Origin of the sequence: Marinomonas sp. A3A (assembly GCF_018336955.1) — a bacterium.
Taxonomy (GTDB): Bacteria; Pseudomonadota; Gammaproteobacteria; order Pseudomonadales; family Marinomonadaceae; genus Marinomonas; species Marinomonas lutimaris.
Window position 1 is genome coordinate 3,937,271 of the sequence record NZ_CP025532.1, and the last position, 12,589, is coordinate 3,949,859.

13 protein-coding genes are annotated in these 12,589 nt (G+C 42.6%); 6 read left to right on the top strand and 7 right to left on the bottom strand.

Features of this window, described 5'->3' with window-relative positions; genetic code table 11:
- Positions 1–91: 91 nt before the first annotated feature.
- Positions 92–502 carry a PilZ domain-containing protein gene (locus CYL31_RS18500; RefSeq protein ID WP_212916608.1) on the top strand — a complete coding sequence of 137 codons (411 nt, stop codon included), beginning with the start codon at positions 92–94 and terminating at the stop codon, positions 500–502.
- A 37-nt stretch (positions 503–539) separates the two neighbouring features.
- Entirely contained in the window at positions 540–1,055 is a 516-nt protein-coding gene (locus tag CYL31_RS18505) for a DUF501 domain-containing protein (protein WP_212916609.1), read from the top strand.
- Positions 1,056–1,140: 85 nt separating this feature from the next.
- Here the strand turns inward: CYL31_RS18505 and CYL31_RS18510 are convergent, their stop codons facing one another.
- Complete coding sequence (locus CYL31_RS18510; RefSeq protein WP_212916610.1) at positions 1,141–1,431, bottom strand: hypothetical protein; 291 nt, start codon at positions 1,429–1,431, stop codon at positions 1,141–1,143.
- 92 nt (positions 1,432–1,523) lie between these two features.
- Positions 1,524–3,008 (bottom strand): glycerol kinase GlpK, encoded by a 1,485-nt coding sequence (gene glpK / locus CYL31_RS18515; protein ID WP_212916611.1) that lies wholly within the window; start codon positions 3,006–3,008, stop codon positions 1,524–1,526.
- Between the two features lie 170 nt (positions 3,009–3,178).
- Between glpK and CYL31_RS18520 the strand changes: the two genes are divergently transcribed.
- From CYL31_RS18520 to CYL31_RS18530, 3 genes are all read left to right on the top strand, one after another.
- The gene (locus tag CYL31_RS18520; RefSeq protein WP_212916612.1) at positions 3,179–3,949 is read left to right on the top strand and encodes a DeoR/GlpR family transcriptional regulator; all 771 of its coding nucleotides are present in this window, start codon (positions 3,179–3,181) and stop codon (positions 3,947–3,949) included.
- Positions 3,950–4,144: 195 nt separating this feature from the next.
- Positions 4,145–5,632 (top strand): glycerol-3-phosphate dehydrogenase, encoded by a 1,488-nt coding sequence (gene glpD / locus CYL31_RS18525; protein ID WP_212916613.1) that lies wholly within the window; start codon positions 4,145–4,147, stop codon positions 5,630–5,632.
- 121 nt (positions 5,633–5,753) lie between these two features.
- Positions 5,754–6,524, top strand: a complete 771-nt coding sequence (locus CYL31_RS18530; RefSeq protein WP_212916614.1) for a TSUP family transporter — start codon at positions 5,754–5,756, stop codon at positions 6,522–6,524.
- A gap of 3 nt (positions 6,525–6,527) precedes the next feature.
- Here CYL31_RS18530 and CYL31_RS18535 read toward each other — a convergent pair whose 3' ends face one another.
- The 4 genes from CYL31_RS18535 to CYL31_RS18550 form a co-directional block, all read right to left on the bottom strand.
- On the bottom strand, positions 6,528–7,469 hold the full coding sequence (locus CYL31_RS18535; protein ID WP_212916615.1) for a LysR substrate-binding domain-containing protein: 942 nt from the start codon (positions 7,467–7,469) through the stop codon (positions 6,528–6,530).
- Positions 7,470–8,011: 542 nt separating this feature from the next.
- Positions 8,012–9,391: a glyceraldehyde-3-phosphate dehydrogenase gene (locus tag CYL31_RS18540; RefSeq protein ID WP_212916616.1), complete on the bottom strand. Its 1,380-nt coding sequence runs from the start codon at positions 9,389–9,391 to the stop codon at positions 8,012–8,014.
- 262 nt (positions 9,392–9,653) lie between these two features.
- Positions 9,654–9,983, bottom strand: a complete 330-nt coding sequence (locus CYL31_RS18545) for a DUF3392 family protein (protein WP_212916617.1) — start codon at positions 9,981–9,983, stop codon at positions 9,654–9,656.
- Positions 9,984–10,017: 34 nt separating this feature from the next.
- Positions 10,018–10,578: a uridine kinase gene (locus CYL31_RS18550; protein WP_212916618.1), complete on the bottom strand. Its 561-nt coding sequence runs from the start codon at positions 10,576–10,578 to the stop codon at positions 10,018–10,020.
- 126 nt (positions 10,579–10,704) lie between these two features.
- Here CYL31_RS18550 and CYL31_RS18555 point away from each other — a divergent pair, with 126 nt between their 5' ends.
- Positions 10,705–11,316, top strand: coding sequence for a uridine kinase family protein (locus tag CYL31_RS18555; protein WP_212916619.1), 612 nt, complete (start codon positions 10,705–10,707; stop codon positions 11,314–11,316).
- Between the two features lie 37 nt (positions 11,317–11,353).
- On the opposite strand, the gene dnaJ is transcribed toward CYL31_RS18555, so the two are convergent.
- The gene (dnaJ, locus tag CYL31_RS18560) at positions 11,354–12,481 is read right to left on the bottom strand and encodes a molecular chaperone DnaJ (protein ID WP_072840194.1); all 1,128 of its coding nucleotides are present in this window, start codon (positions 12,479–12,481) and stop codon (positions 11,354–11,356) included.
- Positions 12,482–12,589: the final 108 nt, after the last annotated feature.

Genomic DNA, 12,589 nt, shown 5'->3' on the forward strand with positions numbered 1-12,589 from the left:
GGCAAAAAGCGTACAATTCGCATTCTTTTTTAAACACTCTGCCTTCTTGGCCGATAACATGAATATCTGAAATAGTAGCTGGCTTGTTGCGATGGAATTTGTTGCACATCCGAGAGACCTTCCGTTAGACATTACGCTAATAGAAGATCAGCCCTTTCCTCAAATTACTGAAGATAGAGCTGGGTTTGTCGGTATCACATATGTCACCCTTCGTCCTTTTGACAATGGACGCTCGGTAAGAATTACATTGGAAGAGATTGACCCAAACTTTTGCGTGTCTGGCCGTATCGTTTGGTGCAATAAAGAGACTGACGGCTATCGTATTGCCATTGAATTCCCAACCAAAGAAGAGTGTTACTGTGTTCGCATGATCGAGCAGCTCTCTCAGATAGAACATTACCGACGCCAAGCTAAAATCGAAGGCCGACGACTCAACTACAATGAAGCCGCCGCTGAATGGATACAAAAATTCGCTGCCAGCTTCCCTGCGTTTACTATTTAATTCTTCTCTTGTAGAAGACACGATTCAATAAGACACTATGACAACAACACTTTCTCAGCGTGATATCGATATCATCACCGCACAGCTCGGACGTACTCCAAGCGGCATTAGCGCCATTGCACATTATTCACCTAACGGTATTCCTCAAGTATTAGAAATGGAAACTTGGGTTTTCGAGCAACCATTTCCTACTCTTTATTGGCTTTCCAGCAAAGCTATCGACAAAGCTTTGGCAAAAATAGAAAGCCATGGTGTTGTAAAAGAGCTTGAACAGCGCATAAAAGACGACGAAACATTACGAGAAGCACATCATGCTTCTCACCGCGATTACATCGCAAGGCGTTGGGAAGTCATGAGCGCTGAGCACAAAGCCATTATTGAAGAAAAAGGCTTCAAGCCTTTATTTGATAAGCTGGGAATTGGCGGCATTGCAAATTGGGATCAAGTTCGATGCCTACATATGCAATATGCTCATCATTTGGCAGGTAACAACATTATTGGTCGTATTCTCGACGAAGAATATGGCATGAAAGCCATCGCTGACGCTGAATAACTTCAATTAAAAAACGCACATAAAAAAGGGGAATGACCTATCATGTCACTCCCCTTTTTGTAAGTACGAAGCTTAAAGCAACGATTTATTTCAAGCTCTTTAGAGTAGCTCTTAATTCTTCTGCAGTTGTTACCTTTGGCAAGACTTCACGGATACGATTGAACGCAGCCTGAGCAACAGCAGCACGCTGTGCATAAGTAGTTAATGCACCACCAGTCCAACCTGCCAACTTAACCATTTCATTTTTGAAATGATTACCACCAACACCATGCCCGCCTAGCGACATCAATGCATCTTCGATCTCTAAATAGCTTGGACGCTCACCACCAAACTTCATAAAATCATCTTGCTGTACTTCGGCAAACTGTTTCGACATTCTCTAAACCCTTTGTGAATAAACATCCTTTGTTAAAGTTAGCCATATTTGCCTTATCACACAAGACAAAGCATGTATCAAATCGTAAAAAGCTAGTCTCGAGTGCGAACACGATCCACGGCTTTTTGCCAACCTTGATACAACTTATCACCTGTGCCTTCTGCCATTGTGGGTTCAAAACATTTATCTGCTTTCCACAAGGCTTCAACCTCATTAAGAGACTGATAAAGACCAATCTGCAAACCCGCCAAAAATGCAGCGCCCAATGCTGTCGTTTCTGTGACGCAAGGACGTTCCACCGTAATTTCTAACAAATCACTTAAGAACTGCACCATCACATCATTTATTACCATTCCACCATCGACACGTAAAGAGCTAAATGTTGCGCCATCTTGTGCCATGGCACCTACTAGGTCTTTTGTCTGATAACACACAGAACGCAAACCAGCGCTAACGATATCCGCAACACTAGTATCACGCGTTAATCCAATCATAGCGCCACGGGCATCTGGATCCCAATATGGTGCACCCAAGCCAGTAAAGGCTGGCACTAAATAAACAGAATCATCATTCAATGCTTGCTGCGCGAGACTTTGTGTTTCCTTGGCATCAGAAAATAGCTTCAAGCCATCTCGCAACCATTGAATCGCCGCACCAGCCACAAAGATACTACCTTCAAGCGCATACGTGACTTTTCCGTTTAAACGATAACCTACAGTCGTAAGTAGCTTATGTTCAGATCGAATAGCTTTATCGCCAGTATTCAAAATCATGAAACAGCCAGTACCATAAGTACTTTTTACCATACCCGGCGTAAAACATGCTTGCCCAACTAAGGCGGCTTGCTGATCACCAGCAACACCATTCACAGGAATTTCAGCCCCCAACCAAGAAGCATCAATAACACCAAAGTCTGCGCTACAGTCCAATACTTCAGGGAACAATACATCACCGATTCCTAGCAGCTCGATCAGTTCGTCATCCCATTCTTGAGTATGAATGTTGAATGCCATAGTACGAGCCGCATTGGTCGCATCAGTTTTATGAGATTTTCCGTTAGTTAATCGCCACAATAAAAAACTGTCGACCGTACCAAAAGCCAAACGCCCTGCTTGGGCTTTTTCACGCGCACCATCAACATTATCTAAAATCCAACGAATTTTGGTGGCAGAAAAATATGGATCGATTAATAATCCGGTCTTTTCTTGTACTTTTTCACCTAAACCTTTATCGCTTAATGACTGACAGAATCCACTAGTACGTCTATCTTGCCAAACAATCGCGTTATAAACCGGCTTGCCTGTTTCGGTATCCCATAAAATGGTAGTTTCACGTTGATTAGTGATACCTATGGTTGCTATCGCTTGCGCATCGATGCCTGTATCCTTGAGAACAGAGCGACACACAGCTAAAGTAGATGACCATATATCCTCTGGATCGTGCTCAACCCAGCCATCATCAGGGAAAATTTGCGGAAACTCTTGTTGAGATTGGCCAACACGAGTGCCTTTTTCATCAAATAAAATAGCCCGAGAACTGGTGGTGCCTTGATCAATAGCAAGAATATAATGCGTCATGGTGAATTCTCTTTGAAATCACAGCCACTCAAAAGTAAGCGACTTAATTGTTGTTTTGTTTTTTGAACATGAATATTCAAATACGAATATTCTCTATTAAAAACCAATGCACACTCATTTAGCAAGCCTCGCTTAACAAGTAATGTCTTTTATTAGGAGAAGAAAACAATATGGGCCAACTCTCTCGCCAAGACAATATTGTCGCCATAGTGAAAGAAAAGGGTTATGTGACCATCGATGAACTGGCCAGCCAATTCGCCGTTACACCGCAAACCATTCGTCGCGATATTAATGAGCTGGCTAAAGCTGGGCAAATACGCCGACACCATGGTGGAGCAAGCTACGACTCCAGTACTACCAATGTGGCTTATGCCACTCGACAAATTTTGCAACTTCCAGCAAAAGAAAAAATCGCCAAACGAATCGCTGCAGAAATCCCCAATCATGCTTCCTTGTTTATCAACATTGGCACCACAACCGAAACCGTTGCACGGGAGTTGTTGAATCATCAAGGCCTGCAAGTTATCACCAATAACCTTAACGTTGCCGCCATTTTAAGCGGAAAAGAAGACTTTACTGTTATTATTGCAGGCGGTACCGTTCGTGCTCGAGACGGTGGTGTTATGGGTGAAGCCACTATAGACTTCATCAATCAATTCCGTGTGGACTTTGGCATCATAGGTATCAGTGGTATTGATCCTAACGATGGCTCACTATTGGATTACGATTACCAAGAGGTTCGAGTAGCTCAAAGTATTATCAATAATTCTCGTACCGTTTTTCTGGCTGCTGACAGCGCGAAGTTCGGTCGTAATGCTGTCGTTAGATTAGGCAACATCACCCAAGTCGACAGGTTGTTTACTGACGAACAACCACCAAAAGCCATTATGAAATTGATGAAAGAACATAAAGTTCGATTAGAACTTTGCACGCCTAAGTAATCCTTAGGCGTCGCACCACGCCTCAAATTCAACGCAATAAACAGCCATTTCGACTCTTCTTCAGACCAAAAAAAGATTAAATATTCACCAAAACTTCACAAAGCGTTATTGTCATAATAGGTTTAGAGGTTTAATATCGAAAACAAATGTTCATTTTCGAACATAAACATTCGTATTTTAATCGTGAGGCTTAGCATGAATCACTCCCATTTTGACCTATTTGTTGTTGGCGGCGGCATTAACGGCACTGGAATAGCCGCCGATGCAGCAGGACGAGGCCTAGATGTTGGCCTTTGTGAAATGGGAGATTTGGCTCATGCCACGTCATCATCGAGCAGCAAGTTAATCCACGGCGGTTTACGCTATTTAGAGCATTACGAGTTTCGCCTAGTAAAAGAAGCCCTAACAGAACGCGAAGTATTACTCAAAGTCGCGCCTCATCTTGTCACACCAATGCGCTTTCAAATGCCTCATAGACCGCACCTACGTCCAGCTTGGCTGATACGTATTGGCTTATTTCTATATGACAACTTAGGTAAACGCGAAACACTGTTAGGCTCTAAAGGCGTCAAATACGGCGCAGACAGCCCATTAAAAAATGATATTACACAAGGTTTCGAATACTCAGATTGCTGGGTGGACGATGCACGCTTGGTAGTGACCAATGCACTGAGCGCTCAACAAAATGGCGCTTCTATTTTTGCTCGCACTCGCTGCACTTCTGCTAAACGTATCGACAACCAATGGCATATCTGTCTAGAAGATCAAATCACCAAAGAAACTCATGAAATAACAGCCAAAGCCTTGGTAAACGCAGCGGGCCCTTGGGTGTCTTCGTTCATAGAAACGAAACTAGAACAAAAAGCCCCTTACGGCATTCGTATGATCAAAGGCAGCCATATTGTTGTGCCAAAACTGTATCAACACTCCAACGCCTTCATTATGCAAAACACCGACAAGCGTATCGTTTTTGCAATCCCTTACCGCGAACACTACACATTGTTAGGTACAACTGATGTCGAATACAAAGGTGACCCGAACGATGTTGCTATTTCAGAAAATGAAACGCAGTACATATTGAAAGTGGCAAACGATCATTTCAAAAAGGCACTCACGCCTACGGATGTTGTCTGGAGCTATTCTGGCGTAAGACCGTTGTTAGAAGACGAGTCTTCTGATCCGTCTGCCGTGACTCGTGACTACACACTGCACCTTGACGACCAAAATCATAAGGCACCGTTGCTAAGTATTTTTGGCGGGAAGATCACTACCTACCGTAAACTAGCGTTGTCTGCGATGAAGAAGCTTACGCCCTACTTTGATAGCCTTGGAGACGAATGGACTCATAGCAAACCGTTGCCAGGCGGTGACTTAGGCATGTCTCTAGATGGTTTTGCAATGAAGTTACAGCAAGATTATCCCTTTATAGGTGCACAGCTTGCTCATAGATTTGCTAATAGCTACGGCTCACTAGCCCACATATTATTAAATAAAACCAATTCAGAGAGCGATCTTGGCCAACACTTCGGTAATCAGCTCTATCAAGTGGAAGTGGATTATTTGATCAACCATGAATGGGCTCATTCGGCAGAAGACATTCTTTGGCGCCGCACTAAACTTGGTCTTGAATTCACACCAGATCAAGTAAACGCACTTGAAAGCTACATACAGACCAAAATTTAATCTAGCCCAATAGAAAACTCGATAATTACTACTCTTTAGCCTGTCCAAACGATTGTTTGGACAGGCTTTTTTTGATCTACTAAAAAGCATCAAGCCCGCACCTAACAGGAACCTAAACTCAATGGACTTTGTTTTTTTCGATATCTCTATTTGGATCTACCTTGCTCTCTTTGCTGCCGCTTTTTTTGCAGGTGTCATTGATGCTATTGCAGGCGGTGGTGGTTTAATTACTGTGCCGGTTTTATTAGCGGCAGGGCTGTCACCAGCCGAAGCACTTGCTACCAATAAGTTACAAGGCTGCGCGGGTACAGTATCGGCGTCTTATCACTTTATAAAAAAAGGCCAAGTGAAACTGTCTGATATGTGGCTACCTATTATAATGACGGCAATTGGTGCTACTTGCGGCGCGCTATTGGTGTCTTATTTAGACAGCAGCCTGCTACTCAAAGCGGTTCCAATTATCTTAATTGCAGTGGCTATTTTCTTTTTCTTCTTACCCAAGGTTCAGCCTTACATTGCCAGTAAATTTTCACTTACTCATATACAGTTTGCAGTGATTATCGGCACTAGTATTGGTTTTTATGATGGCTTGATTGGACCAGGAACAGGCGCCTTCTTTTCAACTGCGTATTTGTGTTTGATGGGGCTTACAGTCGTGTCAGCAACGGCACATACCAAGGTACTTAACGCGACCAGCAACCTAGCCTCTCTAGCCATGTTTGCCTTTAGTGGCCACCTTATTTGGGCGTTAGGTATCGTAATGGGAATTGGAGGATGGTTTGGTGCACAAATTGGCTCACGCCTCGTCATCACCAAAGGTGCGAAACTTATTCGCCCAATGGTGATTATTATGTGCTTGGCAATTTCGGTTAAATTACTATTAGATAACTAATTTTCATGAAATCAGATCATCGGGCGTCGTCAAAGCATCCTCTTGTGAGTATTCGTAGCACTGCGCTACTAACCAACTAAGCAACTGCTGAACTGGCTCTCGTTGACGCTGCATTTCAGGACACACAAACAAATACGCATGCCCTTCATCCAATATTTCTGCAAACGGCATTATCAATCGCCCATGCTGAATATCATCCATGACTAAAGGTGTTCTACCTAAAGCAACACCTTGCCCAGCAATAGCGGCCTGCACGGCAAGATCGCCTCGGTTAAAACTGATACCACGAGAAGGTTTAATACCTTTTGCATTAGCGAGTAGCAGCCATTTTTCCCATTCCGCGTAAGGGCTAGAAAAACGCCATTCAGAGTCATCATTTAATAAAGGCACTTGTGCTAATTGACTAGGTTCAGCTAACGATCTCAGCTCTGCAAATGCGGGACTACAAACTGGAAACACCTTATCTTTCATCAAAGGAACAATATGCCCTTTTGAGCTATGGACATGACTATGCACTATCGCCACATCAATTCTGTCGCGCTGAAAGTTCACCTCTCTATCATTAGCCTGAATACGAAGCTGTAAATCAGGGTAAGCTTCTTGCAAACTACCTAATCGAGGAATCAGCCACTTGGTTGCAAAGGACGGCATAACAGAAACCGACAAAATATTAGACGTTTCTTCTTCCTGTAATTCTAGAACCAAGTCATTAATTTCAGTAAAACTATGATTCAACTGCACGGCCAAACGCGCACCCGCCACCGTCAACTCAAGACGTCGATGATAACGGACAAACAAAGTCAGCTTTAAACGCTCTTCTAACTGCCGAATTTTCTGGCTCACAGCGCCTTGTGTAAGGTGCATTTCTTGCGCGGCTTTTGTAAAACTCAAATGTCTTGCCGCGATGGCAAAGGTACCTAACCCTGCTAATGGAACAGACTTCATAAAACAATCACCATAAGACGATCTCAGCTACTGCAAAATTTAAAAAACGCAAAATCAAAAAAAGAATGAAAATAAGCCAAAAACAGCGAAAAGCGTATAACCAACTATAGATAAATACATATAAAACAACAATTTAACAAAAACAGACTCTCATTTTTTAATAACAAAGACTGCATTTATTAAATAGATCGGGTATTTTGCATTAATTTGTCTAATCCAACAAATCAATTTATATCGTTTGTAACACACAAGCAAAAATATAAAATATTCGCATCTCTTAGGTTGAACAGCGACCTAATATTTATCGATACAGCCCTAACTGTATTGCCTCTAAAACTTGTCCCACAGTCATGTTTTAGATGAATATCACCATTCCCCACAGGATGATGTTATTCGCAACTGCTAGTTACTTTTGTTGAAGCCGGACCTTGTCCGGCTTTTTTTTTGCTTAAAATCTCAAATTACACAGAGTTAAAGCAAAAAAAACGGCGACCCAAAGGGTCGCCGTTAAATAACAAACACGTAATGTGTCCGGTCATTTCTTAAGCTGCTTTTGCTTTACTCTCAAGCAATTCAACCTTGGTAAAATTTGCCTGTGCAAGTTTCTCCATCAAACGCACAACCTGACAGCTGTAGCCGTATTCGTTATCATACCAAACATATAGAGTCGCTTGATTACCACGAACTTTCGTAGACAAGGAATCTAGAATGCCTGCTTGCTGAGAGCCAATAAAGTCGGAGCTAACCGCATCACATTCTTCACTGTAACCAATCTGACCTGTTAATTCAGCGCTATTTGATGCAGATTTTAACAACTGGTTAATGGCTTCAACCGACGCTGCAGACTTCAAATTCAGACTCAAAACAGCGATAGAAACGTTGATAACAGGAACTCGGATTGCGCTGCCACTCAACTTACCTTCTAAAGAAGGAATCGCTTTTGATACTGCTTTTGCTGCACCCGTTTCAGTCATTACCATGTTCATGCCCGCAGCACGACCACGGCGATCACCTTTATGGATATTATCGATTAGGTTTTGGTCATTCGTGTAAGCATGAACAGTTTCTACGTGACCAGACTCAATGCCGAATGTTTTTTCTAGTACTGACAAAATAGGTGTAATCGCGTTTGTCGTACAAGAGGCAGCAGAAACAATACGATCAGCGTCTGTTACATCATTATCGTTTACACCAAAAACGATGTTTTTCATTTCTTTACCAGGAGCCGTTAGGACAACACGCTCAATGCCTGGACGATTCAAGTGAACACTCAAACCGTCATGATCGCGCCAGCGCCCTGTGTTATCAACAAGCAAAGCGTTGTTAATACCATGGGCTTGGTAATCAACTTCAGCAGGATCAGAAGCATAAATCACTTTAACTGGCGAACCATTGATGATCAGAGCTTGATTCTCTTCATCCACTTTTACTAAACCGTCATATACACCATGAACAGAATCGTACTTCAGCAAGCTAGCACGTTTAGAAAGGTCGTTGTCGCACGCTTTACGTACCACAATCGCTGCCAATGCCATGCCTGGAGTGGTATGACCAAGTGTACACATACGACGTGCAAGCAAACGACCAATACGACCAAATCCGTATAAGACAACCGGCGTTTCAGTACCATCATTTGGCTGAGCAGCCAATACAGATTCAACATCCGCTTCAGCAATCAAAGACTCTAGTTCTACAACGGTATGAGCGGTATCACTTGCCAACACTTGCTCTAACACTTGATAAACTTGGACAAGGTCTAATTCAGGATGCTGATCAAACGCAGCCATTAACCCAGTTACAGAATCCGCCATCAAGGTGTTTCCTGCCAACTGAACTTTTACCGCTTTTTCACGACCAAGTTTACCTAAAAGAGGAATCATAGATTCTGCTTGTGAAAGTGCTTGTAACCAAGTGCTTGTCATTTTCTGCCCCCGAAAAAAGACTCTGTTGTATCAATATGAGCGCAGTCTAACGGCAGATCAGGACAAAAACAAATTGTAAGAAGACTACAAAAAACCTTTAAAATCGGGCATTTAGAGTATTTTTTTATAGAAATAACGAAATAAAAAAGAAGGTCTAGAAACTTTACTACATAATCACACAAATACTCGAAGGATCTACGTAAATAGCATGATTATGTTGTAATTTGGCAACGAAACCTGACAGGAAATTTCATGAATTATTTTATAAATGACGCTTTCTTTCAGCTAAAACGCCCAAAAGACAGAAGCAAAATACAATCAGCGCTGGACGATAAACCAAATCCACTCGGGTAATCCCCCAATAAACTAATGGCTGACCCCATAAGGTTAAGAGCCCATAACCAAAAGTACACATCAAAATAAACGCTATTACTCGAGCAAGAAACACCCAAGAAGATACCAAGTTTTTAAGAAAGCCATTCACCTTATCCCCATAAACCACCAAACAGGTCGCTACCAAAGCTAAAGAGATATCCTGAAGATAAGGCTGGAGAAAGTGCGCAAAACGAAGATTGAGATCAAGAATAAACATAAATAATTAACTACACGATAAACAAACTAGAGGATTATTGATTTTTACGAGACAAGGCCTCAACATCAATTTGACCAGAACGAGTCGCCACTTTTGGATTTTCATCAACGTACATAAGAGATACGTCATAAGTCGTATTATGAAGCTCAATCATGGTGCCATCTTGAAACAACCATTTTGAACGTCCAATACCATTATTAAGAAAACCTTCACTAGGCTTACCGTATTTTCGCGCAAGCAACTCCCCTAGCGCCTTACGCTTTTCACTGCTCTCCACAACCCCAGATAACAGCGCCTGACGAACATAGCCCGACCCGTTTGAATAAATTGTCGCACTGGTTACACCCAAAATACCTTCAGGCCCTAAACTATAACTTACTACACCATCTTTATAAGATGGATAGCTATGCATCCCCATACTATTAAGCTGCTTCTCTAGCCGAGATACGCTTAAATCATTCAATGGCAAACCAAACAATTCCGCTATATTAGATCGCGCAGGAACGCTACTCTCTTCAGCCTTAGCTAACGTCGCAGCCCCCATGGAAAGACCAAAAATAAATATAATCAACGCTGAGGCAACTTTAGTAGGCATTAATCCTTCCTTTGAGATGTCATGCACTAGTTTGACGGGCAAAAATGATCAAACCTGATATATAATACAACATTATAAACTCCTTAAACTCAAGGAGCATCAAAACTTTATTTTCTGAGGTAATACATGGCTCTTGTTATTGGCATCACAGGCGTTTCCGGCAGCGGAAAAAGCCGACTTTGTTCTTTATTAGCGGAAGGTCAAGGTGACAAAATCACCGTCCTATGCCAAGACAGTTTCTACAATGGATGCGGCAGTATTGATCCAGACGTTTATAACTTTGACGATCTAAGCTCACTAGATATTGAAAGCCTCACTCTAGCGATTCATAACTGCAAAAACCGCCAGCAGCCTAATGAAATTCCAGTTTACGATCATTCGCAACACAGACGCATTGGCTACCGCAATCTAGATCCAACACATGTCGTTCTCGTGGAAGGTCACATGATGTTCCAGGATCCAGGTATTCGCGATGCGGTTGATTACCTTCTATATGTCGATACCGATATGGACATTGCCATTGTGCGACGCTTGAAACGCGACATTGCAGAACGCGGACGTGACGTCAATGAAGTCACCAGCCGCTACATGCGTCATGTACGTCAAGCATCACTAAAAACCATCGATATTCGTAACAAAGCAGATTTCATTATTCCGAACAATAAAAGCTTCACCAATGCCGCGAGTTTATTACGCAACCACATTGATTACTTACTAAAAGAAAAAGGCGCCAAATAGGCGCCTTTTTCTTTTATATTGCCGAAACAACAAAGTTTTATTTCTTAATATCGTCAAAGAAGCGCTTCACACCATCAAACCAGCTTTTCTGCTTAGGTGAATGATCAGTTCCTTCACCCATACTTTCAGCCAATTCAGTGAACAATTCTTTTTGGCGAGAAGTCAGATTTACTGGCGTTTCAACAACAACCTTGCAAATCAAATCACCTACTGGACCGCCACGAACAGGCTTCACACCTTTATTACGCAGGCGGAACAACTTGCCAGACTGACATTCTGCAGTCACTTTCAAACGCACACGACCATCTAGGGTCGGCACATCAATTTCGCCACCTAATGCCGCTGTTGTGAAGCTAATTGGCACTTCACAATAGAGGTTAGCGCCATCGCGCTCAAAAATGCTGTGCGGTTTAACAGAGACTTGAACAAACAAATCGCCCGCTGGACCGCCATGAGTTCCTGCCTCACCCTCACCAGACAAACGAATACGATCGCCTGTATCTACGCCAGCAGGAATTTTTACATTAAGCGTTTTGTATTCTTGAACACGACCTTGGCCATGACAATCTCTACAAGGATCACTGATCACTTGACCAGCACCGTGACATTCTGGACAAGCCTGCTGAACCGAGAAGAAGCCTTGTGACATACGTACTTGACCAGCACCGCCACAGGTTCCACATGTCTTAGGTGTTGAACCTTTCTTAGCACCAGAGCCATCACAGGTATTACAGTTCACCAAAGTTGGAATGCGGATTTTTTCTTCACATCCCCAAACGGCTTGCTCAAGGTCAAGCTCTAAAGTGTAACGTAAATCGGAACCGCGACGAGTTCGGCTTTGACCGCCACCACCACCGCCAAAAATATCACCGAATACATCACCAAAAATATCACTAAAACCACCAGCTCCAGCACCGCCGCCATAGCCACCTGCTTGACCATTTACGCCGTCATGACCGAATCGGTCGTAGGCTGCGCGCTTGTCATCAGAAGACAGTATTTCATAGGCTTCAGCCAGCTCTTTGAATTTATCAAGTGCTTCTGGATTGTCTGGGTTCTTATCTGGGTGGTACTTATTCGCCAAAGAACGATAAGCTTTTTTAATGTCTTTCTTATCCGCGTCTTTGGCCACCCCAAGAACGTCGTAATAGTCTCTTTTGCTCATCGCAAGCATTCCTGAATTGAAAAGTCTGAATTAAAAAGTCTAAATCTAAAAAAACTAAATTTTAAAAATCGTCAATCTTATATTTTGCAAATAGCAAAGCACGGTCTA

What these genes read in the sequence shown, in the direction of transcription:
- CYL31_RS18550 (WP_212916618.1), bottom strand. Translation starts at nt 10,578, where the DNA reads ATGCCTACTAAAGTTGCCTCAGCGTTGATTATATTTATTTTTGGTCTT.
- CYL31_RS18540 (WP_212916616.1), bottom strand. Translation starts at nt 9,391, where the DNA reads ATGACAAGCACTTGGTTACAAGCACTTTCACAAGCAGAATCTATGATT.
- CYL31_RS18530 (WP_212916614.1), top strand. Translation starts at nt 5,754, where the DNA reads ATGGACTTTGTTTTTTTCGATATCTCTATTTGGATCTACCTTGCTCTC.
- glpK (WP_212916611.1), bottom strand. Translation starts at nt 3,008, where the DNA reads ATGACGCATTATATTCTTGCTATTGATCAAGGCACCACCAGTTCTCGG.
- CYL31_RS18545 (WP_212916617.1), bottom strand. Translation starts at nt 9,983, where the DNA reads ATGTTTATTCTTGATCTCAATCTTCGTTTTGCGCACTTTCTCCAGCCT.
- CYL31_RS18500 (WP_212916608.1), top strand. Translation starts at nt 92, where the DNA reads ATGGAATTTGTTGCACATCCGAGAGACCTTCCGTTAGACATTACGCTA.
- glpD (WP_212916613.1), top strand. Translation starts at nt 4,145, where the DNA reads ATGAATCACTCCCATTTTGACCTATTTGTTGTTGGCGGCGGCATTAAC.
- CYL31_RS18520 (WP_212916612.1), top strand. Translation starts at nt 3,179, where the DNA reads ATGGGCCAACTCTCTCGCCAAGACAATATTGTCGCCATAGTGAAAGAA.
- CYL31_RS18555 (WP_212916619.1), top strand. Translation starts at nt 10,705, where the DNA reads ATGGCTCTTGTTATTGGCATCACAGGCGTTTCCGGCAGCGGAAAAAGC.
- CYL31_RS18535 (WP_212916615.1), bottom strand. Translation starts at nt 7,469, where the DNA reads ATGAAGTCTGTTCCATTAGCAGGGTTAGGTACCTTTGCCATCGCGGCA.
- CYL31_RS18510 (WP_212916610.1), bottom strand. Translation starts at nt 1,431, where the DNA reads ATGTCGAAACAGTTTGCCGAAGTACAGCAAGATGATTTTATGAAGTTT.
- CYL31_RS18505 (WP_212916609.1), top strand. Translation starts at nt 540, where the DNA reads ATGACAACAACACTTTCTCAGCGTGATATCGATATCATCACCGCACAG.
- dnaJ (WP_072840194.1), bottom strand. Translation starts at nt 12,481, where the DNA reads ATGAGCAAAAGAGACTATTACGACGTTCTTGGGGTGGCCAAAGACGCG.